The 22669-nt window shown below is 55.5% G+C and carries 20 protein-coding genes; 5 read left to right on the top strand and 15 right to left on the bottom strand.

The annotated features are described in order from the left end of the window. Positions 1 to 20: 20 nt before the first annotated feature. The gene (locus tag J4E00_RS23050) at positions 21 to 1655 is read left to right on the top strand and encodes a tetratricopeptide repeat protein (protein WP_208177677.1); all 1635 of its coding nucleotides are present in this window, start codon (positions 21 to 23) and stop codon (positions 1653 to 1655) included. Positions 1656 to 1753: 98 nt separating this feature from the next. On the opposite strand, the gene J4E00_RS23045 is transcribed toward J4E00_RS23050, so the two are convergent. From J4E00_RS23045 to J4E00_RS22980, 14 genes are all read right to left on the bottom strand, one after another. Beyond that, positions 1754 to 2821 carry an RluA family pseudouridine synthase gene (locus tag J4E00_RS23045; RefSeq protein WP_208177675.1) on the bottom strand — a complete coding sequence of 356 codons (1068 nt, stop codon included), beginning with the start codon at positions 2819 to 2821 and terminating at the stop codon, positions 1754 to 1756. A gap of 77 nt (positions 2822 to 2898) precedes the next feature. Continuing rightward, entirely contained in the window at positions 2899 to 3531 is a 633-nt protein-coding gene (locus J4E00_RS23040) for an OmpH family outer membrane protein (protein ID WP_208177672.1), read from the bottom strand. A gap of 42 nt (positions 3532 to 3573) precedes the next feature. Then, positions 3574 to 4257, bottom strand: coding sequence for an OmpH family outer membrane protein (locus J4E00_RS23035; RefSeq protein WP_208177670.1), 684 nt, complete (start codon positions 4255 to 4257; stop codon positions 3574 to 3576). Between the two features lie 39 nt (positions 4258 to 4296). Beyond that, positions 4297 to 6750: an outer membrane protein assembly factor BamA gene (gene bamA, locus J4E00_RS23030; protein ID WP_236050075.1), complete on the bottom strand. Its 2454-nt coding sequence runs from the start codon at positions 6748 to 6750 to the stop codon at positions 4297 to 4299. A gap of 78 nt (positions 6751 to 6828) precedes the next feature. Beyond that, positions 6829 to 7575 (bottom strand): isoprenyl transferase, encoded by a 747-nt coding sequence (locus J4E00_RS23025; protein ID WP_208177666.1) that lies wholly within the window; start codon positions 7573 to 7575, stop codon positions 6829 to 6831. A gap of 132 nt (positions 7576 to 7707) precedes the next feature. Next, on the bottom strand, positions 7708 to 8463 hold the full coding sequence (locus J4E00_RS23020) for a DUF6089 family protein (RefSeq protein WP_208177665.1): 756 nt from the start codon (positions 8461 to 8463) through the stop codon (positions 7708 to 7710). A 51-nt stretch (positions 8464 to 8514) separates the two neighbouring features. Further along, on the bottom strand, positions 8515 to 9408 hold the full coding sequence (locus J4E00_RS23015; RefSeq protein ID WP_208177664.1) for a DUF6089 family protein: 894 nt from the start codon (positions 9406 to 9408) through the stop codon (positions 8515 to 8517). 135 nt (positions 9409 to 9543) lie between these two features. Next, positions 9544 to 10437: an NAD kinase gene (locus J4E00_RS23010; RefSeq protein WP_208177663.1), complete on the bottom strand. Its 894-nt coding sequence runs from the start codon at positions 10435 to 10437 to the stop codon at positions 9544 to 9546. A 79-nt stretch (positions 10438 to 10516) separates the two neighbouring features. After that, complete coding sequence (locus J4E00_RS23005) at positions 10517 to 11923, bottom strand: POTRA domain-containing protein (protein ID WP_208177662.1); 1407 nt, start codon at positions 11921 to 11923, stop codon at positions 10517 to 10519. Positions 11924 to 11977: 54 nt separating this feature from the next. Further along, complete coding sequence (locus tag J4E00_RS23000; protein WP_208177660.1) at positions 11978 to 12652, bottom strand: CBS domain-containing protein; 675 nt, start codon at positions 12650 to 12652, stop codon at positions 11978 to 11980. 136 nt (positions 12653 to 12788) lie between these two features. Then, complete coding sequence (locus tag J4E00_RS22995) at positions 12789 to 13565, bottom strand: alpha/beta fold hydrolase (RefSeq protein WP_208177657.1); 777 nt, start codon at positions 13563 to 13565, stop codon at positions 12789 to 12791. A 96-nt stretch (positions 13566 to 13661) separates the two neighbouring features. Continuing rightward, the gene (locus tag J4E00_RS22990; protein WP_208177654.1) at positions 13662 to 14252 is read right to left on the bottom strand and encodes an anthranilate synthase component II; all 591 of its coding nucleotides are present in this window, start codon (positions 14250 to 14252) and stop codon (positions 13662 to 13664) included. Between the two features lie 143 nt (positions 14253 to 14395). Continuing rightward, on the bottom strand, positions 14396 to 14926 hold the full coding sequence (locus J4E00_RS22985; RefSeq protein WP_208177652.1) for a CvpA family protein: 531 nt from the start codon (positions 14924 to 14926) through the stop codon (positions 14396 to 14398). A gap of 73 nt (positions 14927 to 14999) precedes the next feature. Then, entirely contained in the window at positions 15000 to 15461 is a 462-nt protein-coding gene (locus tag J4E00_RS22980; protein WP_208177650.1) for a GatB/YqeY domain-containing protein, read from the bottom strand. Positions 15462 to 15677: 216 nt separating this feature from the next. Between J4E00_RS22980 and J4E00_RS22975 the strand changes: the two genes are divergently transcribed. From J4E00_RS22975 to J4E00_RS22965, 3 genes are all read left to right on the top strand, one after another. Continuing rightward, a complete protein-coding gene (locus J4E00_RS22975) occupies positions 15678 to 16391 on the top strand; it encodes a pyridoxine 5'-phosphate synthase (RefSeq protein WP_208177649.1) in 714 nt (237 codons plus the stop codon). Between the two features lie 177 nt (positions 16392 to 16568). Next, on the top strand, positions 16569 to 17609 hold the full coding sequence (gene mnmH, locus J4E00_RS22970) for a tRNA 2-selenouridine(34) synthase MnmH (protein WP_208177648.1): 1041 nt from the start codon (positions 16569 to 16571) through the stop codon (positions 17607 to 17609). A 163-nt stretch (positions 17610 to 17772) separates the two neighbouring features. Then, entirely contained in the window at positions 17773 to 20196 is a 2424-nt protein-coding gene (locus J4E00_RS22965; protein WP_208177647.1) for a T9SS type A sorting domain-containing protein, read from the top strand. Positions 20197 to 20302: 106 nt separating this feature from the next. On the opposite strand, the gene J4E00_RS22960 is transcribed toward J4E00_RS22965, so the two are convergent. Beyond that, the gene (locus tag J4E00_RS22960; protein WP_208177646.1) at positions 20303 to 21301 is read right to left on the bottom strand and encodes an AAA family ATPase; all 999 of its coding nucleotides are present in this window, start codon (positions 21299 to 21301) and stop codon (positions 20303 to 20305) included. A gap of 337 nt (positions 21302 to 21638) precedes the next feature. Here J4E00_RS22960 and J4E00_RS22955 point away from each other — a divergent pair. Beyond that, on the top strand, positions 21639 to 22669 hold a 1031-nt coding region (locus J4E00_RS22955), incomplete at its 3' end, for a fibronectin type III domain-containing protein (RefSeq protein WP_208177633.1).

The raw sequence follows: 22669 nt of genomic DNA, 5'->3' as shown, positions 1-22669 counted from the left end.
TTCATCCTTTTTCCCATCTTATGAGTTTCAAGCCCTGGAAACAGCCGCTGCTCGCCGCTGTCCTGATTGCGGCCGGCACTACGGCAGCCACCGCCCAAAACGTGCAAAACGCTCAGCGTGCCATCGAGCTAGGCCGCTACAACGAAGCCCGCGCCATTCTGCGCCCGGGTGCTACGCCGGAAACGGCCTTCGAGCTGGGTCGCCTGTATCAAATGCGTGACATGCCGGATTCGGCGTCATTCTATTTTAACAAAGCTGCCGGGACCACTCCGTTTGGTCAGGTAGCAGCTGGCCGTGCTGCGCTAGCGAAAGGAGATTTTAGTGCCGCCGACAGCCAATTTGAAGCTGCTGCCAAAGCAACCAAAAACAAGGATGCAAAGGTGCTGACGATGATTGCGCAAGCCTATGGCGAGTCAGACGTCAAAGACACCAGCAAAGGTCTGAAGTATGTTGATGCCGCACAGGCTGTAAATAAGAAAGACGAGCCTGCGCTACTGGTAGCACGTGGTGAGGTATACCTGCACTCTGACCAAGGCGGCGGCGAAGCGATGAACAGCTTCGACCGTGCTACTACCGCTAACCCCAGCTACGCCCAAGCTTATTACAAGAAAGGTGTGCTGAACGTACGAGCCCGTAACTTTAACGAAGCACGTACTAACCTAAGCAAAGCCACCGAGCTAGACCCGAGCTACGCCCCCGCTTATCGCGAATTGGCCGACATGTACTACTACGCTGGTCAATACGACTTGGCGCTGAGCACTTTCAAGAAGTACAGCGAACTGGCCGAGCGTTCGCCGGCCACAGATGCGCAGTATGCTTCTTTCCTGTACCTCACGAAGAAGTATCCGGAAGCATTGGTGGAAGTGGATAAGGTTTTGACGACGGACTCCAAAAATCTAACGATGAACCGCCTGAAGCCTTACCTGCTTTATGAAACCGGTGATTACGCCGCTGCAGCTACGGCCATGGATACATACATGAAAGTAGCCCCAGCCGATAAAATCATCGACGAGGACTATGCATATCAGGCTAAAATCCTCAGCAAAACGGGCAAAGCGGACGAAGCAGTGGCACTCATCGGTAAGATTATTGCCAAGGACCCCACCAAAGCTTGCGATTTCCAGAATGATTTGGCTACCATCTACGCCAACAAGAAGGATTACAAAAGTGCCGCCGGCGTGTACATCTATAAGCTGAAGAATTGCAAAGGTGACCTCACCGACCAATTCCGTTTGGCTACGGCCCTCACCGGCGACAAGCAGTACACCCGTGCTGACAGTGTATACAACATCATTCTAACGGCCAAGCCTACTTATGCTCCTGGCTACCTTGCTCGTGCTCAAGTAAACAACAGCCTTGACCCTGATGGTAAGAAAGGCCTAGCAAAGCCGTATTACGACAAATACATTGAGTTGTCAAAGGCTGAAGGTGCTGACCCCACTAAATTCAAAGCAGGTGTGATTGAAGCCAATGGCCAACTTGGTGTATACAGCGCTAATGCTGGTGATAAAAAAGCAGCCATTAGCTACTTTGAGCAGGTACTGGCAGTAGACCCAACCAATAAAGGTGCTCAGGACAACATCAAAATCCTGCAAGCTCCAGCTCGTCCTGCCTCCAAAACCACAACCAAAACGACTACAGTTAAGAAAAAGTAGTTGATTGATAGATATGAAGAGGCCCCAACGTTTCTGACGTTGGGGCTTCTTTGCATTTGATATGCTCTTGCTGAAGCTATTTACGACTCAAAGCAGCTCTATTGTTTGGCCGTCCAGTCGCGCCATTTTTCCAACACAATTTCAAAGTCATTAGGCAGCTCTGCTTCAAAGAACAGCTGCTCGCCGGAGGTTGGGTGTACGAAGCCTAGCGAACGGGCATGAAGCGCTTGCCGGGGCATTAATTGAAACGAGTTTTCGACGAAGTCCCGGTATGCACCAGTATTCTGCCCTACTCGGATTCGGTCGCCGCCATAAGTTGCATCAGAAAAGAGAGGGTGACCTATGTGCTGCATGTGCGCCCGAATCTGGTGAGTTCTGCCCGTTTCGAGCACACACCGCACCAACGTAACCGGGCCAAAGCTTTCTAGCACTTCATAATGCGTGACAGCGGGCTTTCCTTGCTCACCGCCTGGGTAGACAGCTTGCACCTTGCGGTCGCGCAGACTGCGGCCAATATGGCCCCGAATAGTGCCCGTTGGTCCGGGCGGCTTTCCCCATACCAGCGCTAAATAGCTCCGCTGGATGGTATGATGAAAGAACTGGTTAGATAAATGCGTCATGGCAAACTCCGTTTTGCCAATAACAAGTAGCCCCGATGTGTCCTTATCGATGCGATGCACGAGGCCCGGTCGAATTTCTCCGTTGCGCCCGGTGGGCAGGTTAGCTAGGTGGTGCGCCAAGCCATTCACCAGCGTGCCCTGCCAGTGCCCGTAGGCGGGATGCACTACCAAGCCGGCGGGCTTATTGACAATAAGCAATTCGGCGTCCTCGTAGCGAATATCTAGGTCCATTGCCTCTGGTAGCACCCGGCCGGTTTCACGCGGTGGCTCGGGCAGTGTGACGGTGATGGTGTCTTGGGGCTTGACGCGGTAATTGGGTTTGACGGCGGTACCGTTTACCTCTACGGCCTGCGCCCGAATGGCCTCCTGCACTTTATTGCGAGAGGTATTGCGCAGTCGGCCGTGCAGAAACTTGTCGATGCGCAGCATCTCCTGCCCCCGGTCCACCACAATGCGATGATGCTCATATAGCTCGTCACCACCATCTTCGTCACCGGGCTCGTGGTCGTCGTTCAGGTCCTCATTGGTGAGTTCGTCTTCTATCATATTCTGCACTAAAGTTTACGAAAAAAGCCGGAGCGGCTGCTCCGGCTTTTTTCGTATCTGGCAATTACAAGTATTTACTACTTGGTTTTGGTTTTGGTCTTGCCAGCGGCAGGAGCCGGCGTGCTTACAGGCGAAGCAGGACCGGACTTAACGGGAGCAGCGGCACCCGGGGTAATGCCCATTTTCTTCAGTACGAGGTCAGAGATATTGCCCGACTCGGGAGCATGCAACAGCAGCGGGCTGCCACCGGTATCCGAGTTGAAAACGTAGGTGAAGCCGTTCTCATCGGCCACGGCATCAATGTTCTTCTGGAGCTTGTCGAGTGCGGGCTTAAGCAGCGTCTGCTGCTTCTGCTGCAGTGACTGCTCGGCACTGCGCTGGAACTCCTGGATGGACTGCTGTAGGCTTTGTAGCTCCTTCTGCTTGTCGGCTTTCACCACGTCAGTCATCGTGGCTTCGCCTTTCTGATACTGCTCACCTTTGGACTGGTATTCGGCGTATTTGCTTTTCAGCTGAGCTTCCAGCTGGGTGTTGTAAGCTTTCAGGTCCGACTCAATCTGTTTGCTTTCGGGCATCTGAGCCAGTACGTACTGGACATCGGTGTAACCAATTTTCAGGGGAGCCTGGGCCTGCGCGGAAGTGGCTACCAGGGTTCCGGCGGTCAGCAGAGCGGCGGCGAGCGTCAGACGAAAAATTTTCACGAGATTCATCAAAAAGAAAAGAGGGTCAGAAAAATGTTGGGACAAAGGTAATTACTTCTTTTTGGTCGACCGCACCGCAGGTTTTGCGGCTGCTTTTGTACCAATAACCGGCTCTGGCGTTCCCGAATCCGACTCGAAGTTAGGGTCAACCGGGGTTTTGGGGGGCGCTACGGTTTTCACGGCACCTTTTGGACCAGGCTGGTTGCGGTCTTCTGCTCCCAAACCAAGTTCTTCCAACACAAATTCCGTGTAGTCGTGCGCTGGGTTGGTATACAGCATGGTCAAGTCGCTAGCTTTGTCAAACACCACAGCCAACTGCTTCTTCTTGGCCACCTTTTCGCAGGCCTCAAATACCTTGTCCTGAACCGGCTTGTTCAGTTCCTGACGCTTTTTGAATAGCTGGCCTTCGTAGCCGAACTGTTTATTGCGATAGGCCTTTATTTCCTGCTCTTTTTTCAGAATCTCGTCCTGCCGCTTTTTCTTCATGGGCTCAGTGAGCACCACTTCCTCAGCCTGGTAGTTGTGGTATAGCTTATCGAGGTCCTTTTGCTGTGCTTCAATCTCTTTCTGCCAAGTATCAGAAAGTGTATTTAATTCCTGCTGAGCCTTAGCATATTCCGGCATCTTGGCCATAATAAACTCAGAATCGACCCAGCCAAATTTTTGGGCGTTAGCACCTAGCGTCGTCGCAATCAGTAGTAATAAGGCCAGCAACAGGCCACCGAAGTTCTTCATACCCGAGGAAACGTGAAATCCTGTTTGCTAGTGCCTGCCTTAGCGAATTTGCTGACCAATAATAAAGTGGAAGTGGTTTGGGTCTTGCTTCGTGCCAGCCGCCGTGCCAATGGGCGGTACCACCGAATCGAACCCATGCCCGTAGTCGAAGCCCAACAAGCCGAATGCCGACATGAAGATGCGCGCCCCTACTCCAGCCGAGCGGTACAGCTTGTAAGGATTGTAGTTTGTATAGGAATCGTAAGCATTGCCTGCTTCAGCAAAAGCCAGTACATATACCGTAGCGGCGGGGTTAAGGCTGACCGGATAGCGCATTTCCAACACATACTTGTTGAAGGCAATGCCACCGCTCTGACCACTCTGAGCCGTTGGAATGGCAAATGAGCTGTTGGGGTCATCGTAGCCGCGCAGACCTACGTAGTCGGTACCTACCAAGTAGTTGCCGCCGCCATTGTAGCCCAAGCCTGCGCCACCCATTTTGAAGCGCTCAAAAGGTCCCAACTCGCGGTTGGAGTTGTAGTTACCAAGGTAGCCAAAGTGAGCACGCGTGTTCAGTACCAGCTTGCCTACGATGGGTGTAAACCACGAAGCATCGAACATCCATTTGTGGAATTCAATCCACTGGTTATTGTTGGGGTGGTTGGGGTTGAGCAGCGAATACGGTGGCGTCAGGTTAACGCTCAGGCTCAGCGACGAGCCGCGACGCGTATAAGTCGGGTTATCGATGCTATTGCGGGCCAGTGTGGTATTGAAGGTGATGTTGTTGGCAAAGCCAGTGGTGAAGCCCGGCAGCAATGGATAATTCTGCGTCTGGTATTGGCTGTATGACAGCGAATTGCTTAGCGTAAAGTAGTCATCTGGCACCCGCAGCTGACGGCCAAGGCCGACCGTCGCACTGTTTACCTTAATGAACTGGTCAGAAGCAGCATCGAGGCTGGTACCGGTGCGCTGCACGCTGTGGTTCAGGCTAAAGGAGAACGAGTTTGGACGACGGCCGCCCAACCAAGGCTCCGTAAATGACAACGAATAGGCTTGGTACTGCACGCCATTGGCCTGCACGTTGAGCGACAGGCGCTGGCCGTCACCAGCTGGAACCGGCGTCCAGTTACGGAGGGTCCCTGCTTTGCGCAATGAGAAGTTGTTGAACACCAACCCGACCGTGCCGATAAATCCAGCATAGCCACCCCAGCCACCCGAAAGGGTCACTTGGTCAGAGGGCTTTTCCACCACCGTATAGTTGATGTCCACGGTACCATCAACCGGATTTGGAATCGGGTTAATACCAATCTTTTCCGGGTCGAAATAGCCTAGTGTCGCAATCTCTCGTTGCGAACGGATAAGTAGCTCGCGATTGAATTTGTCACCGGGCAGCGTGCGCAAGGTGCGCCGTAGCACGTGGTCGCTGGTCTTCGTATTGCCAGCGATGTTGATGTCCTTAATGTGTGCCTGCACACCTTCGCTGATACGCATCTCAATGTCGATGGAATCGCCTTCTACCTTAGTTTCTACCGGGTCGATGGTAAAGAACAGGTAGCCATCATTCAGGTAAAGTGACGAAACGTCTTGACCTGTAGGATTGTAGTTCAGGCGCTTGTCCAACGTCTCCTTGCTATAAGGGCTACCCGACCGAATACCCAGAATGTTCGACAGTGTTTTGTCGTCGTAGAGGTAGTTACCGTTCCAAGTGATGTGGCGGAAGTAGTACTTCGGGCCTTCATCCACCTTTATGCGCAATGCGAGGCCTTGGTCGTCACGCATCAGCGTATCGCTGACGATAGCAGCATCACGATAACCTTCGGCATTGTAAAACTCCAGAAGCTTCTTCTTATCCTCCTCATACTCGCTACGCTGGAATTTGCCGGCAGTCAGGAATTTGTAGGGTTTCCGCTCTTTGGTCTTCTTGAATTTACCTTTCAGCTTACGGTCCGAAAAAGCCTTATTGCCTTCAAAGGCAATGTCATGAATGCGAACTTTTGCGCCTTTATCCACATCAATACGCAATGCTACACTATTAGCTAAGGCGGAGTCATTCACTTGAATAATGTTCACCTTCGTATCGAGGTAGCCTTTGTTCACGAAAAACTTGCGCACCTGCGTCCGCGTATTATTCATCAAGGCATCCGTTACAACTTTTCCGCGAATCAGCGTAATCTTCTTGGTCAGCTCTTCTGTTTGCCCCTTGCGTACCCCCGAGAACGTAAATTTTGATAAGCGTGGACGCTCCTTCAGGTTGTAGTCCAGAAAAATCTTATTCCCTTCGATACGCGCAATAGTTACGCTCACATCGCCCAGAATGCCTTGTGCCCAGAGCTTGCGAATAGACTTTCCAATCTCTTCACCTGGTACGTTGATGGCATCTCCCACCCGCAAACCCGTCAGGCTAATCAACGTATTGGGGTCCAGGTAGCGGGCACCGCTCACGGTAATACCACCCAACTCATACTTCTTGGGCTCTTCGGCTCCAGCAGATGCTTGCTGAGCACGAGCAGGCATAGCCCCCCAGTTTCCTAGCACTGCTAAAACGAGCAAGTATTTGACAAATAAATTACGCACAATAAACATTACAAAGTTTTAAGATACACCTACTTGCTCACTGGTTTTACCAAATCGCCGTTCCCGGCGCTGGTACGCACGGATAGCATCCTGAAAATGCTGCTTCCGAAAATCAGGCCACAGCAAGTCTGTGATGTACAATTCAGTATAAGCTAACTGCCACAGCAAAAAGTTACTGATTCGCTGCTCACCACTGGTTCTGATTAAGAGTTCTGGGTCGGGCATATTAGCCGTCACTAAGTATCGGCTTACTGTAGCCTCCGTCACATCGGCTGGCTGGAGCTTTCCACTGGCTACATCGGTAGCCATGCGCTTAGCGGCTTGGGTAAGGTCCCAGCGGCCACTATAGCTGAGCGCTAAAACCAAGGTCATGCGCGTGCCACCTTTAGTTAGCTCCATTGCTTCGGCCAACTCCCGCTGGCAATTGCCGGGCAGGGTCGTAATGTCCCCAATAGCTTCCAGCCGGATGCTATTCTTGAGCAGTGTGGCCGTTTCCTGGCGAATGGTATGCACCAAAAGCTGCATCAGGGCCATTACCTCAAGGGCTGGCCGGTTCCAGTTTTCCGTTGAGAAGGCATAGAGCGTTAGGTAGCGCACACCTAATTCGGCGGCTTCCTCCACAGTCTCGCGCACAGCCGTGATGGCACTTTGGTGCCCGAATACGCGCAAGCCCCCTCGCTGCTTTGCCCAACGTCCATTGCCGTCCATTATGACGGCCACATGGGTTGGAATATTTTGGATATCAATTTCGGCCTTGCCGGTCATCTTTGCGGTTTCGCTAAAAGAGGACGCAAGTTACGGAAACGGTTGCATTTAGCCGGATAATTCACCTCTTGTCCTCCACTACCACCCTACCAGCACTTGCGTCATCCTACTCAACAGTGAATTAATCAACTGTTACTTCAACAGTTTTTTATTCTTTTTATACAAGTCCGGGCACCGTATTTTAAAGAATGTATAGGACAAGCTGACCCCACTATAGTAATACCAGTCCTGGTCATGTGGATTGACGAGCAAGGGGTCCTGCTCACCTAAATGGTCAAGTTGGTCAGTAAATGTCTTTCGTACGCCGACCTCCAAACCCAGGTTGATGTGCTGCGACAGCGCATACTTCAGCCCTGCACCGGCGGGTATGGCAAGGCCAAGCATTGAGCCGTCCTGCTTGAAGCTACTGGTGAGGGCAGAATTGTTGGTTACCGTAGTGGTATTGGCATAGAAGCCTGCAATTCCCGCAAATAAGTAGGGCGTAAAATGGACCTTATCCGTACGGTAATGGTAATCCATGAAGTTGTACTCGACTACCACCGAAGCTTCAAGCACACCACCTTTGGTATTGGTTTGCCGGTAACCCTGCAGAGGTGGCACTCCACCGTTTACGCCGTTCACATTGCCATCATCGGCCCGCAAGAAGCCTGCCATCAGCCCACCTCGCAAGGTGATGGGCACCGATACGTCTTTGCGGTAGAAGGCAGTGAGTGCAGGCCGACTGTTCTGCAGTTGCAATTCTGGTGATACTTCGCCCCGGTAATTGGTAGCTCCGAGGCCAATACCTATTTCACTGGTATTCTGAGCCGTGGCAGTGGCGCAAAAAAACGTACTCCCCGCCTGCAAGATGCAAGCGAGGAGTACGTTTTGAAGAATTGAATTCGTCATTTAAGCTAACTTCTGGCTGGAGAAAATAAAGGCTCAGCCAGTGGCCACTGGCTAGCGGAACTTGGGGTTCTTGATGCGAGGCGTCAAGATATAGTTCAACGTGACACCAGTTACGATGTACCAGTCGGTTTTATTGCCTACGTCGCCACGTGCTTCGCCTTTATTGGTGAAGCCCGGGAAGCCAAGCGATGGGTCAGCTACGCTTCGGGTAATGCCGCCACCGAAATACTTCGCAGCATCAGTAGCCAACGATGCGGGGTCAGCATACTGACCACCTACGTCGTCGATGTAGTCGGTGAATGTTTTACGCCAGCCAATTTCTAGGCTCGCATCGAAGTTACGATTGATACGGTAACGGATACCACCACCAAATGGAATGGAGAACTGGGTCTTGCTATATTCTGTGGCCTGACCTTCCGTTTTCAACGGCTGCAAGTCGACATAGTTACCGGAAGCATCAAGGCCCTGGGGGCTGCTATAGAAGCCTGCGATACCGGCAAAAACGTACGGCACAAAATCGGGACGCTTGAGGTAGTTGTTGCGGTTTTCAATCAGGTCCACAATTACCACGCCCGAAGCTTCCAGAATGTCGTTGCGGAAGTTCATGTTGCGGTTATAGCGAAAGCGCGAGTCAGCACCGTTTTTGTCAGCCGCTTGGGAGTCATCGCCCGAAATACGACCGTACGACAAGGCGATACGACCAGAAACACGCGGGTAGAAACGACGAGTGAGAGATACACCAGCGCCAACACGCGTAGCGCCCAAACGAAGGCTGGTAAAGCTAGTTACGGGGGTGATGTCCCCAAAATAGTTCATAGCATTCAGGCTGAAGCCAACCGAGTTGTACTGCTTCCGCTTGCTGAATTGCTGGGCTTCTGCATCAGGAGTAGCCACTAAGGCAAGCCCGAGCACAAAGGCCGTGGAATAAGTGAAAATATTCTTCATAAGGCAACTAAAGTGATGAGGCGTAGGGCTAGGTGAGAACCGCGCAGACCGCGCGCATTTTCAGACGAAGACAAAAGTAGGCGATATTGGGAACTAAAAAAACTTTACTAGTTCTTTTCCCGAAAAAAAGTGCTGCTATACTTGAATACCTGCTGGATTGCGACGGTCGAGACCCCAATTCAGTTTGCTACGCAAGGTACTGAGGAAGTTGACGTGGTTGAGCTTTACTAGACGGGCATTAAAGTTTTCGCGGCGAACGGCAATTTGAACGGAGGCTTCGACGGGGAGCGAGCGGGAATCGAGTGCCAGCATGTAGCTGGTGCTACGCCCTTCAATCTCGAAAGAAATCACGCTTTGGTCGGACACCACGAGTGGGCGAACGTTCAAATTGTGGGGGCATACGGGAGCAATAATAAAATTGTTTGTTTGAGGCAACATTACCGGGCCGCCACAGCTCAGCGAGTAGCCAGTGGAACCGGTGGGCGTGGCTACTACGAGGCCATCGGCCCAGTAGGAGTTCAGGTATTCGCCGTCGATGTACGTATGTACGACAATCATGGACGAGGTGTCGCGCTTGAGGACGCTAAACTCGTTGAGACCAAAGTTGAGGCTACCGAACACATCAGGGTCAGTATCAACCCGAATGAGGCTGCGTTCTTCGATGGTAAAGTGCCCTTTAAAAAGCGCATCGATTGCTTGGGTAATGCGGTCGGGGGTGACGGTGGCGAGAAAACCAAGCCGGCCCGTGTGGATGCCCAAAATGGGGATTTGCAGGCTGCCAACGTACGTGACGGTATCGAGCAGGGTGCCGTCGCCGCCAATGCTTAGGACGTAGTGTACGCCGCGCAGGGAGTCGCCCCGGCGGAATTCGGTGGTGCCTTCGGGCAGACGCAGGCGGTTATCGAGGAAGGTGCGGAAGGCTTCGCCGATGCGGACTTCAGCCCGGCGGGCGGCTAGGTCGTCGAGCAGGGCCTGGATGGCGGGGGCGGCTTCGTCGTCGAATGGTTTGCCGAGGATGGCGATTTTCATGCGGAGAAAGAAAGCTGATACATAATGTACCAGAAGGGCTGGGCAACAATTAAATAACCATGGATGGTACCTGTCGCGGCTATATTGGGAATTCGGCTCTGAGAAAATAGCCGGTTTGGCCTAAACCATTCAGGGTGTATTCGGCGGTAAAAACCCGGTCGTAAAAGGTGACCAAGTGCAAGCCGAGGCCGCCGGCTCGCAGGAATTGATTGGCAAGGCGGTTTTGGGGCAAAGGATTGGGTGCGATGACGTAGCCGGCATCGGCAAAGATATTGAGGTAGAGCGCCAACGGAATGGCATTGACTTTGGGGTTGTCAATGGAATTGAGCTGAATGACCTTGGGCTGAAACAATTGGTAAGAAACGCCTTGCTGCACCAAGCCATAATGACGGCCGTCGATAACGTACTCGTCGTAGCCACGCACAAGGTCGTCGTAGCCCAGGGCGCGGGTGTCGATATAAGACAGGCGGCGCGAGAGGCGGCCCTGCGCACTGAGGCCGAGGCTGTAGTAGAACCGGTGCCCTAGCGAAAGATAACGGGCATAATTTAAGCGCAGGGTGGTGAGGCTAGGGGTCGTATTGTCCAAGAAGACGCGGTGCGTGAGGGTTGCCTGCGAAAATTTTCCTGTGAGGGGATAAGCAAAAGTGTTGCGCTGGTTGCGGGTGCTGGTGAGGGTGAAATCCAGAAATTCGCGCTGGGTGCGGCCCAAGAAGTAATCGGCGTTGTAGTAATTGACAGAGTCGCTGATTTGCTCGCGGTGATAGGAAACATCAAGAGCTGTGCGAAACTGCACGGTATGCCGAAAACGCAGCCCGCCCGTTACGTAGAAGCGCTGAATAGGAAATCCTTCATCGGCCCGGTAGGGCACCAGCCGGTCGGCAAGGGTGATGTAGTCGAGCGCATGGCTTTGGTAGAAGGATGCGCCGACTCCGAAGCCCAGCCGACGATAGCGCCCTACCCCGGGCACTTCATAGAACAGTTCGTACTTCCGATTGAAGCCGAGCTGTAAGTTGGCCAGCATTTGCTCATTGCGACCCCGAAAATTGGTGCGGGTGAGGTGGACGCCATAATCGACGCGGCGCCAGCGGTCGGAGCGGTTTAGCCAGGAGCGCAGGTTGCGGTCGGCCAGCGAGAGAATGGGGACGGGGAATGTATACCACCGCTCCTGCACACCAAATACAATGAGCAGTTTGCCATTGGCGCAGCTGGCCTGAGCCACCACGGCATGGAACAGCTGCAGGTTGAACAGCCGGCGCCGATTGGCTTCGAGGCGGGCGGGCAGGTCAGCTAGAGTAAGGGTGTCGCCTTCGTGAAAGTCCAGTTCGGCCCGTAGAATTCGCTCTTTGGTAACCGCATTACCGGCAAACAGGATGGACCCGACTGGCAGGTGGGTTATGCCCGGACAGGGCACGATGCGTACCAGGGTATCGGTGGGGGCTACTACGGGCCGGAGCGGGCGCAACGTATCGGTGGGAGCCTGTGCCAAACCAGCGACCAGCAGCCGCAACGCCAATAATAGAATTCCTAACACCCTATTTTTCTAGACACTCAGGTACCGCAGCAAAGCATCGTAGCGCTCTTGCTCGTCTTCATTGGCCACGGCCACGCCGCTGAACTGGGCCGTAACTACGTACCCAAACCGCTCCAGCGTGGCGGTGATGCGGGCGAGGTTATCAGTATTGAGCTTGATGGTGAGACGGATGCGATAAGGGTCTACTTCGTCCTGAGCTACCAGCGCACTGATGATTTTGGCGTTATTCTCCTCTACATAGCGGCTGATTTGGGTGAGCGAGTAGTCTCGCTCTTCCATGCTCAACACGATGATGCCACCCTGACCACCGGCCGGCTGCTGCCCAAATGCGGCCAGCGCATCGGCAATGGTGACCACACCGGCATATTCCTGCCGCTCGTCTACAACAGGCACAAGCTGGATTTTATTTTCAATGGCCAACTCCATTACGCGATAGAAATGCTGGTCGGGGCGCACGTACACGTCGCCATAACTCAGTGACAGTTCAGAGAGCAGCGTTTCGGGGTTTTCGGAATCGGCAAGGTCAGATTCGGTGACGAGGCCGCGGTAGTGGCGGTTGTCAAGCACGGGCAGCTGGGCCACGTGAAACTCATCGAGCCAGCGCGCCGCTTTGCCCGCCGAATCGGTGCCCTTCAAGGGCGGAATCATTTCGTTGAGTAAGTCTTCGGCAAGCAGGGCAGGCATATTCTGGCTAATGACGGGTTATGAAATAGTAAGCGTGGTAATTAGATGGAAAGGAATTAAAGATGAAGATAAAATATCACCGGGCAAGGTGATGAAGTAGTAGACAAGAATCGAGCCGGCAGCAAAAGGCCGCCGTTTAGGCAGCTATGGCAGCGGCCGTTTCAGTAGTACGCAAAAACTGATGCAGGTAGGTGTTAAATCCGGCGGGGCGCTCCATCATGGGGGCGTGGCCGCAGTGGTCGAGGAAGCGCAGTTCGGCACGCGGCAGCAGCGTGGCAAACTCATGGGCTACGGGCGGCGGGGTGATGGTGTCATTCAGGCCCCACACAAGAAGCACGGGCACTTTTATTTTGCTCAGCTCCTTGCTAAGGTTGTGCCGCTGGGCCGAGCGCGCAATAGCAATGATGCGCAGGCACTTGGCATTGGAGTTGGTGATGGTAAAAACTTCGTCAATCAATTCCTTAGTGGCCACCGCAGGGTCGTAGAACGTGTAGCCGACCCGTTCCTGCACATAGCTGTAGTTACCACGCTTGGGAAAGGAGCCGCCCATGCTGTCCTCAAACAAGCCACTGCTGCCAGTGAGTACCATGCGCGTGACACGGCTCGGATTTTTGAGGGCATAAACCAGCGCAATATGGCCACCAAGCGAGTTGCCGAGGACCGTGAACGTGGGTGGCAAACCGATAGCAGTAATAAACCCTTCAACGTAGGCCACGAGGCCGGGCACGCCAGCTTGCGTCAGGGGCATGTCATAGACGGGCAGCAACGGAATGATGACGCGATAGCGAGCGGCGAATTCATCTACCACGCCCTGCCAGTTGCTGAGGGCGCCAAATAAGCCATGAAGCAGCAACAGCACTGGCCCCTGCCCTTCGTCGACAAACTCGTACCCCTGCTCCTGCTTAGTCTCCATGCGCGTGGTTTCTACTTCTGTTTTTGGTTTATAACGCTGGATTTCGGAGAAATTATCTCAGACAACAGCCTTCGGCAACAAGCAACCAACAACTCGTTACGCGGTTTTGGCAATGATACAACAGCGGAGCCAATTGCCCAAAATAGCGAGTCCATGCGGGGTTAGCAGGGCTTCGGGGTGGAACTGCACGCCGTAGAGAGGCAAGGTGCGGTGTCGCAGGGCCATGAGTTCGGGGGCTGGGCCGGCGGTGTGAGCCAGCGGTAGGAGCATGGGTGGTAGCGGCTCGCTCACAATAAGGGAATGGTAGCGCGTGATGAGCTGCGTGGCTGGGAGGCCGGCAAACAGCAGCTCGGCAGTATCGCAGTGCATTTCGGATACTTTGCCGTGCATGGGCCGGGCGGCCCGCGTCACAGTAGCTCCAAAGAACTCGCCCAGTGCTTGGTGGCCCAGGCACACGCCCAGCATGGGCATATCTTGGTAAAAGGCCTGAATAAGCGCCGGCATCACCCCGGCCTGGGATGGGGTGCCGGGGCCAGGCGACAGCACGACGCCATCGAAAGCGGGCACTTGTAGCTCGGCCAGCGGTACGTCGTTGCGCCGCACCACAACTTGAGCCCCCAGTTGGCGGAGGTAATCGGCCAGTGTGAAGGTGAAGGAATCGAAGTTGTCGAGCAGCAGCAGACGCATTTTATGGATAGAGGAATGAGAAATCGAGGCCGTTTGTCATCCTGAATACCGCAAAGCACCTTACCACGATTGCGCCGACTGAATTACTGTCAACCATTCTTTGGTAATATGGTCTTTTGCGGTGCTCAGGATGACAGACGGACTCAACCTTTCAAAAAAGCTGTACGCATGCGTACCAGCAAATCCTGGGCGAAGGGTAGCACGTAGCCGGTGATTTGCAGGGCTAGTGGGGTGGCTTGCTGCACGATGGGCAGCACCTGCGAGCCGGCCACCAGCTTGGGCGAAAGCAGGTGCAGGCCCGCCAAGCCGGTGCCGTGCAGCAGTAAGCTGAGGCCGAGAATCCATTTCAGTACGCCGGCGGCCCCACCCAGCAGGTTGTCGAGCACGCCAAGGGGCGTGAGGTGCACGGCCGTTTTGAGCAGCCCGCCGAGCAGGTGCACACCCCACATGATGCCCACGAACACCAGCGCGAAGGAAAGCAGCGGCAGCATGCCAAAGGCATCGCCCACATATTGCCGCACCAGCGGCACAGCGGCCGAGAGCAGGCTCAGCCCACCTATTGCGGCCAGCACAAAAGCCAGCAGCGACACCACCTCCAGTACCAGTCCGCGCCGGTAGCCCTTCACGGCCCCAATGCACAGCGGAAGGAGAAGCAGGATGTCGAGGGCAGTCATGGTCTTGTTATCAGTCCGCAGTTAACAGTGAGCAGTTATAGAGAGACGTGATAACTGCTCACCGTTGACTGACCTACAGATTGGTATTGTTCAGCAGGTGGCTAAGCACGTCGGAAATACGCTTGCCGTCGGCTTGGCCAGACAGCTCGCGGGCAGCTACGCCCATCACCTTGCCCAGGTCGGAGGGGCCGGTGGCGCCTACGCGCTGGATGATGTGCACCAGCTTTTCGACCAGGTCGGCCTCGGAGAGCTGGGCGGGCAGGAACTCTTCGATGATGGCCAGCTCGGCCAACTCCGTTTCTTCCAGGTCAGAGCGGAACTGTTCCTTATAGATGGCGGCGGCGTCGCGGCGCTGCTTGGCGGCTTTGTTGAGAAGCTTGAGCTCGGCCTCGGGGGTGAGGGCAGCACCGTGGGCACCGTCGGCGGTTTCGGCCAACATGATTTGTGATTTGATGCTGCGCAGGGCGGTGAGACGCACCTTGTCTTTGGCGAGCATGGCTTGCTTGATGGCGGCGTCGATGTCGGTTTTGAGCATGGGAGGAGTTTGTAGGGTATAAGGGTAAGGGGTAGGAGGGTATGGGGGAAGGCGTAATTTCGCCCCGAAGCTACGGCTCCGCCTGTCATCCTGAGCGAAAAGAGCCGAAGGTCGGCATAGCCAGGGACCTTATGGCATTTGTGCTGTTTGTCATCCCACCCCCTTTACTCTCCTGCCTGACAAACGCCTCCCATCCCCTCCTACCCTTAACTAACCATGACCAAACTCAGCGTTAATATCAACAAACTGGCAACCCTGCGCAACGCCCGGGGCCACAACCGCCCCGACATTCTGCAAGCCGCCCGCGACATTGAGCGCTTCGGGGCGGAGGGCATCACGGTGCACCCGCGGCCCGATGAGCGCCACATCCGCTACCAGGATGTGCGCGATTTGAAGGGCATCGTGACCACCGAGTTGAACGTGGAGGGCAACCCCACGCCCGATTTTCTGGCCCTGTGCCGCGAGGTGCGCCCCGAGCAGGTGACGCTGGTGCCCGATGCGCCCGACGCTATTACCTCCAATGCGGGCTGGGACGTGGTTACCCACCAGCAGTTTTTGCGGGAAGTGGTGGCCGACCTCAAATCCATTGGCTGCCGGGTGAGCATCTTCCTCGACCCCGACCTGGCCCTGGTGGAAGCCGCCGTGAGCACCGGCACCGACCGCATTGAGCTTTACACCGAAGCCTACGCCGTGCAGTACCTCGCCGACCGCGAAGCCGCCGTGGCTCCCTACCGCGCCGTGGCCGCCCGCGCTGGACAGCTGGGCCTGGGCGTGAACGCCGGCCACGACCTCGACCTCGACAACCTGGCTTGGCTGCACCAGCAGCTGCCCGAACTGGCCGAAGTGAGCATTGGCCACGCCTTGGTGTGCGATGCCATTTACCTGGGCCTGGAAAACACCGTGCAACTCTATAAACGGCAGCTGCGGTAATCGAGGGTGGCAATGCTTAGCCATGCTCGGAGCACTTTTTGGGCTGGCGGACGGGCCGTTTCCCGGTTGGTTCTGCCGTCGGACCAGGGCATCCCCGGAAGCACCAAATGCGCAGGGTAGACCTATCGCATGGGCACAATCGTGGCTGTTTTTTATTGATACACGTACCGGACAAACATGCCGCGCCTTTCCCTGCCCGAATTTGAAGCCCTCTCCTACCCGTTGCTCGATGTGCGGGCACCGACGGAGTTTGCCCAGGGCCACGTGCCAGGTGCTCTCAACCTGCCGCTGTTCACAGATGAGGAACGCGCGCGCATTGGCACAACGTATAAGCAGGTCAGCCAGGAGAAGGCAGTACACTTGGGGCTGGAATTTTTCGGGCCGAAGATGTCGGCGATGGTGAAACAGGCCCAGAAGCTGGCGCCTGGTAAGGAAGTGCGCCTGCACTGCTGGCGCGGCGGCATGCGTAGCGGGGCGGTGCTGTGGCTGCTGGAGCTGGCCGGCTTCAAGGTGCACCTGCTCGACCACGGGTACAAGGACTACCGCCGGGCCGTGCTGGCCTCGTTTGCCCAGCCCCGGCCGTGGCGGGTATTGGGCGGCTTTACGGGGAGCGGAAAAACCGATGTGCTACGCGCCCTCGCCGCCGCACCGCACCAGCAGCCGGTGCTCGACCTGGAAGGGCTCGCACACCACAAGGGCTCGGCCTTCGGGGCCATCGGGCAGCCGGCCCAGCCCACGCAGGAGCAGTTCGAGAACAACCTGGCCGCTGCCCTGGCCCAGCTGCCCCCCGATGCTCCTATTTGGGTAGAGGATGAAAGCCGGCAGATTGGGCGGCTCACCATTCCAGCCGCGCTGTTTGAGCAGCTTCGGGCCGCCCCGCGCTACGTGCTGGAGGTGCCCCGCGAAGCCCGTGTGACCAAGCTGGCCGCCGAATACGGCGCCGAAAGCCCCACCGAGCTGGCGGCGGCCATCGAGCGCCTGCAAAAGCGCCTTGGTGGCTTGGCCACCAAGCAGGCCCTGGCCGCCGTCGAGGCCGGCGACTTCGAGCGGATGGTGGAGCTCGTGCTCGATTACTACGATAAAACCTACGCTCACGCCCTGGAGCCCCGGCCCGAAGAGCCGAGCCGAACGGTAATACCCGTTGATGAATGTGACGCTATCGCCAATGCCCATCACCTCCTAACGGCTGCAACCCCGCCTGCGATTGGGCGACTTTGATGGCTTGCTCAAACCCCGGTTGCCCCGGTATTTGCAGCAAACAGCGTATTTTGCCACCGATTTCTCCTAACCTGCGTAGTTAGCGCCGCGTAGCCAGCATTGCGCAACGGACTTATCATCTCTCTTTCATTACTGTTTTATTCCCCACTTTTCCTCTTTTTCCATGTTAACAAACTTACAATCCCGGCTTAAAAAAGCCGGCCGACTGCTGCCCGTGGCGTTGCTGCCATTTGCGGCTCATGCGCAGTTCAACTACGCGCCAGGTAACGCGGTAAATACCACCACCACTTACACCGACTTAGGCACTACTGGCACGGCCATCACCACGGCCAACAATGACGACGACAACTCGGCAGCCCAATCAATCGGATTCAACTTCAGCTTTAACGGCGTTACTTTCACCGACTTTGTGTTGAATACCAACGGCCTAATCCGGCTAGGCAGTGTAGCGCCGTCCGTGGCAGCAGCCTTCCCAGCTTATGCTCAAGCCCCCGAAACTGGTCCCATTTCCGGCACCAATGCTGCCGATGTCAACCTAATTGCTCCGTTCAACCTAGACCTGGGCCCCGGCTCGGCTGGGGGCACGGAGTACCGCGTAGTGACTACTGGTACGGCTCCTAACCGTGTATGCACCATTCAGTGGAAAAACGTAGCCGATAAGCCACAGGCCGCTGCTTCGACTATCAGTACGGTTATCACGACCCAGTTGGCCAACATGTCCTTCCAAGTGAAGCTATATGAAACCACCAACAATATTGAGTTTGTGTACGGTGCCGCAGTGGCTGGTACAGGTGCTGCCAATGCCAAATATGCGGCAGTAGGCATCAAGGGCTCAGCTCCAGCTTCATCGGTAGTAGCGACGAAGGGCTCATCCGCTCTGTGGTCGACCACTACTTTTTTAGCTGGTCCTTACTTGGACCCCCTTTTGGGTAATGGTCATAATGTCCGCCAGACTTTCCTGCCCGACGCAGGCCGGACCTATCGTTTCGTACCAGGTGCAGCCCCTGCAACCTGCGCTGACCCCACATCAGCCACAATTGGCAATGCTACCAACAACTCGTTACAAATTGCTTTCACACCGGGTGCTGGCAATGTTAGCTACAACGTTACTTACACTGCTGCTGGTGGTACTACCCAAACGTTGACACCTGCTCCTACAGCCTCACCCATTACCATCAGCGGCCTCACCGCTGGGACTGCGTATACTGTTACGCTGCAAAGTGTGTGCGCTGGTGGAACAACAGGTGCCTTACTAACAGGCTCTGCTACGACCACAGGGGGCACCACTGTGCCAGCGCCGGCTAACGATGACCCCACCGGCGCCATTACACTATCTCTCTCGGCTACCTGCACGCCTACAAATGGCACCAACGCTGGTGCTACAACTACCGGCGGTACTACTCCCTCTGGTTATGCTAACCCTGGCTGCGGCATTGCTGCATCGCCCAAAGACGTGTGGTTTAAATTCACAACGGCTGCTACAGGTATTGGGAGCACCGATGCCAGCATCCAAGTAACAGGCACGACGGCCGGTCAGGTGCGGGTATTCTCGGCCGCTACCAGCGCGGGTCCTTTCACCCAAGTAGGTTGCGCTGCAGGTACCGCGAACAATACAGCAGCAGGTCCATTGCGGCTATCTGCACTGACACCAAATACAACATACTACGTGTTTGTTTCGGGCTACGGCTCTGCTGATACGCAGGGCGCTTTCACGATTTGCGCTGTTGGCTTGGCGACTCCTGCCCCTCCTACCTACGCCACGTTGCCTTACACGGAGAGTTTTGAGGGCCCTTGGACCAGCGTATTAGGCACCAATGACGTACCTACGGTAAACTGGCGTAATACCCCAGTAACGGGTGACAACTCTTGGCGTCGTGAAGACGACGGTTTTACTTCAGCCGGCTGGCAGTACGCGGCCAACGAAGTACCGACCGCCAACTTCCCTACACCGCCATACGTTACCCGTTTTAGCACCGGTGCTCACTCAGCTCGTTTCCACTCGTTTGGTTCTGATGAAGACGCATTAGGCGCACTTGACCTGTATGTAGACATGAGTGGTGCTGGCAACAAAACGCTAACATTTGACTATATCAACCCGACTGGCGATGACTCACTGAAAGTATTTTTGAGTACGAATGGTGGTGCAACCTTTAATGCAACGCCGTTGCGTCAATTAAATACCAGCACTACGTTCTCAGCTGTCCAGCCGATTATCATCAATAGCACCTCCGCTACTACTGTTATCCGCTTCCAAGCAAAGTCGGACTTTGGCAATGATGACATCGGCATCGACAACCTGCGTATCGCTGTAGTAACCGCTACCCAGAACGCCGCTCTGGCTGCTACCATGAGCCTGTACCCCAACCCGGCGCACCAGAGCTTCCAGCTCACCGTGCCGGCTGCTCTGCACGCGGCTTCGGCCCAGCTCACCAACGCCCTGGGCCAAGTGGTGCAGACGCGCCAGCTGAACCTGCCCGTGGCCGGCGGCACTGCCGACTTCAACGTGAGCGGCCTGGCCGCTGGCGTGTACTCGCTGCAGCTCAAGTCGGGCAATGACTTGGTGGTGAAGCGCGTGGTGGTGGAATAACTCCCCTGCTCTCCACAAAAAAGGGCTGACCGCATGGTCAGCCCTTTTTTTATGCCCGCTTGGTTGTGCTCAGAACAGCAAATAGGTGCGCCAAACCGCTTTTACCTCAACTAATGGGCACCTTGCGCAGGATGGCCTCAATCAGGTCCTGGGTACGGATGCCGTCGGCCTCGGCCTCGTAGGTGAGCAGGATGCGGTGGTTGAGCACATCGGCCGCGACTTCCTTGATGTCTTCGGGCAGCACGTAGTCGCGGCCTTCGAGGTAGGCCACGGCCTTCGAGGCGCGGTGCAGGGCAATGCTGGCCCGCGGGCTGGCCCCAAACTGCACGGCCGAAGCAAATTCGGGCAGGTCGTAGTCGGCCGGGCGCCGGGTGGCAAATACCAACTCGATGAGGTACTTCTCCAGCGTATCGGAAATCTGCACCTGGTTGATTTGCTGCCGGATGCCGAAGATGTCGGCTTTGGTCAGGATGGGCTGCACATCTTCCACGAAGCTGAGGTTGGCCATGCGGCGCATCACCTCCAGCTCGTCGGCCTTCTTGAGGTAGTCGACGTGCACCTTCAGCATGAAGCGGTCGACCTGGGCTTCGGGCAGCGGGTAGGTTCCCTCCTGCTCCACGGGGTTTTGGGTGGCCAGCACCAAGAAGGGCAGGTCGAGCGGATAAGTAGTATCGCCGATGGTCACCTGCTTTTCCTGCATGGCTTCGAGCAGGGCACTCTGCACCTTGGCGGGCGAGCGGTTGATTTCGTCGGCCAGCACGAGGTTGGCGAAAATCGGCCCCTTCTTCACCTCGAAGATGGACTGGTTCTGGTTGTAAATCATGGTGCCCACCAGGTCGGAGGGCAGCAGGTCGGGGGTGAACTGTACGCGCTGAAAATGCAGGTGCAACACTTTGGCCAGCGTGGAGATGGTGAGGGTTTTGGCTAGGCCGGGCACGCCCTCAAGCAGAATGTGGCCGCCCGTGAACAGCCCGATGAGCAGGCGGTTGAGCAGCGGCTGCTGGCCCACCACCACCTTGCCCATCTCAGTAAATACCTGGCGGATGAGCGGATGGTAATCGATGGGCGTGGAAGGCGAAGCAGGAGATTCGGAAGTAGGCAACATAAGGATGGCTGGCAAAAAAGACAGGCCGCAAGGTAGCTCAAAAGGCAAAAGCGCCGCCGGCAGACTAAGGTGTTAAAGCAGAGGAAACATGGAAGGAAGTAGCCGTTCTGCGCAAGTGCTGCCGACACATAAGAAGACCGGGAAGCCACGGGGCATATAATTATTCACTGAATTATGGGCTTTTGACCACCGAAATATTTAAACAGCTTGTTTTTCTATTGATTATTTCTCAACTAGAATATTCCTAAGGCCTGCTTGATTCCTATATCAGGAGTTTTCTGGCACTAGTTTTTTAGTCCATTTCCCTATTTTTTCACTCCCTAACCTAAAACTTCCCATGCTAAGAACATTACTTACTGGCGGATATCAACGGCTACGAACCGATGGCAGACGCTTGCTGCTTCCGCTCCTGGCACTGAGCTTCGGCAGTTTGGAGGCACAGGCACAAATAACCATTCCGGCCACCAACCCAAATACCACTTCTTCGCGCAAACCCTATGGCAACTACTACGGGTTTGAGCGCAGTGCGATAATATATTCTGCCGGCGAGGTTAACGGCAGTGGCACCATCACAGCCATTGGCTTTTATCTAAATGCAGCCTCATCGGCAGCCGCCACACCTGCAAAAATCTACCTGAAGACGACCAGTAACTCGGCCTTCACGGCGACTGGTACCACAGTAGCCGCCGAAGAAACCGGGGCCACGTTGGTTTATAACGCCACGATTCCTGCTGCTTCTTTCGCGGCCAACTCCTGGGTAACAGTAACCCTGGCGACCCCGTTTGCCTACGCAGGAACCAGCAACCTGGAAGTCATCGTGGAAGCTAATGGCGGTGGCTCTGGCACCGAGGGCTCAACGGCGAAAACCTTCCGGCACAATACTATCGGAGGCGCTAACAGCGCTCAATACTGGGAAACTGATACCTCTGCTCCTACTGGTAATGGCACCACGGCGAATTCCCGTCCTAATATTCGACTTACTGGGTTGACTCCGCTGGCCTGCGCGGCCCCGACGGCTCTGACGGCTGGCAGCATCACCACGACCACGACCAGCCTAAGCTTCACGGCTGGGGCAAGCAACACCAGCTACACGGTGACCTACACGCCCACTGGTGGCACGGCCACCACCGTTACCCCCGCTCCCACGGCCTCACCGGTCGCCCTGACGGGCCTCACCCCTAGCACGACTTATTCGGTATCGGTTATCGGCAACTGCTCAGGTGGCACAACTTCGGCGGCCGCTGCTACGACTTTCACCACCTTAACACCGCCGCCGGCGAACGATGAGTGCGCCACGGCCACGGCCATCCCCAGCATCGGCGTGGGCACCTATGGCACGGCCGTGAACGGCACCAACGTAAGCGCCAC

This window comes from Hymenobacter negativus (genome assembly GCF_017571495.1).
GTDB classification, from domain to species: Bacteria; Bacteroidota; Bacteroidia; order Cytophagales; family Hymenobacteraceae; genus Hymenobacter; species Hymenobacter negativus.
The sequence above is the reverse complement of the archived record's forward strand: the minus strand, read 5'-3'. Positions and strand labels throughout refer to the sequence as shown.

Bases quoted from the DNA above. Each gene is read 5' to 3' on its own strand.
- J4E00_RS23050 (WP_208177677.1), top strand. From the start codon at position 21: ATGAGTTTCAAGCCCTGGAAACAGCCGCTGCTCGCCGCTGTCCTGATT.
- J4E00_RS23045 (WP_208177675.1), bottom strand. From the start codon at position 2,821: ATGATAGAAGACGAACTCACCAATGAGGACCTGAACGACGACCACGAG.
- J4E00_RS23040 (WP_208177672.1), bottom strand. From the start codon at position 3,531: ATGAATCTCGTGAAAATTTTTCGTCTGACGCTCGCCGCCGCTCTGCTG.
- J4E00_RS23035 (WP_208177670.1), bottom strand. From the start codon at position 4,257: ATGAAGAACTTCGGTGGCCTGTTGCTGGCCTTATTACTACTGATTGCG.
- bamA (WP_236050075.1), bottom strand. From the start codon at position 6,750: ATGCCTGCTCGTGCTCAGCAAGCATCTGCTGGAGCCGAAGAGCCCAAG.
- J4E00_RS23025 (WP_208177666.1), bottom strand. From the start codon at position 7,575: ATGACCGGCAAGGCCGAAATTGATATCCAAAATATTCCAACCCATGTG.
- J4E00_RS23020 (WP_208177665.1), bottom strand. From the start codon at position 8,463: ATGACGAATTCAATTCTTCAAAACGTACTCCTCGCTTGCATCTTGCAG.
- J4E00_RS23015 (WP_208177664.1), bottom strand. From the start codon at position 9,408: ATGAAGAATATTTTCACTTATTCCACGGCCTTTGTGCTCGGGCTTGCC.
- J4E00_RS23010 (WP_208177663.1), bottom strand. From the start codon at position 10,437: ATGAAAATCGCCATCCTCGGCAAACCATTCGACGACGAAGCCGCCCCC.
- J4E00_RS23000 (WP_208177660.1), bottom strand. From the start codon at position 12,652: ATGCCTGCCCTGCTTGCCGAAGACTTACTCAACGAAATGATTCCGCCC.
- J4E00_RS22995 (WP_208177657.1), bottom strand. From the start codon at position 13,565: ATGGAGACTAAGCAGGAGCAGGGGTACGAGTTTGTCGACGAAGGGCAG.
- J4E00_RS22990 (WP_208177654.1), bottom strand. From the start codon at position 14,252: ATGCGTCTGCTGCTGCTCGACAACTTCGATTCCTTCACCTTCACACTG.
- J4E00_RS22985 (WP_208177652.1), bottom strand. From the start codon at position 14,926: ATGACTGCCCTCGACATCCTGCTTCTCCTTCCGCTGTGCATTGGGGCC.
- J4E00_RS22980 (WP_208177650.1), bottom strand. From the start codon at position 15,461: ATGCTCAAAACCGACATCGACGCCGCCATCAAGCAAGCCATGCTCGCC.
- J4E00_RS22975 (WP_208177649.1), top strand. From the start codon at position 15,678: ATGACCAAACTCAGCGTTAATATCAACAAACTGGCAACCCTGCGCAAC.
- mnmH (WP_208177648.1), top strand. From the start codon at position 16,569: ATGCCGCGCCTTTCCCTGCCCGAATTTGAAGCCCTCTCCTACCCGTTG.
- J4E00_RS22965 (WP_208177647.1), top strand. From the start codon at position 17,773: ATGTTAACAAACTTACAATCCCGGCTTAAAAAAGCCGGCCGACTGCTG.
- J4E00_RS22960 (WP_208177646.1), bottom strand. From the start codon at position 21,301: ATGTTGCCTACTTCCGAATCTCCTGCTTCGCCTTCCACGCCCATCGAT.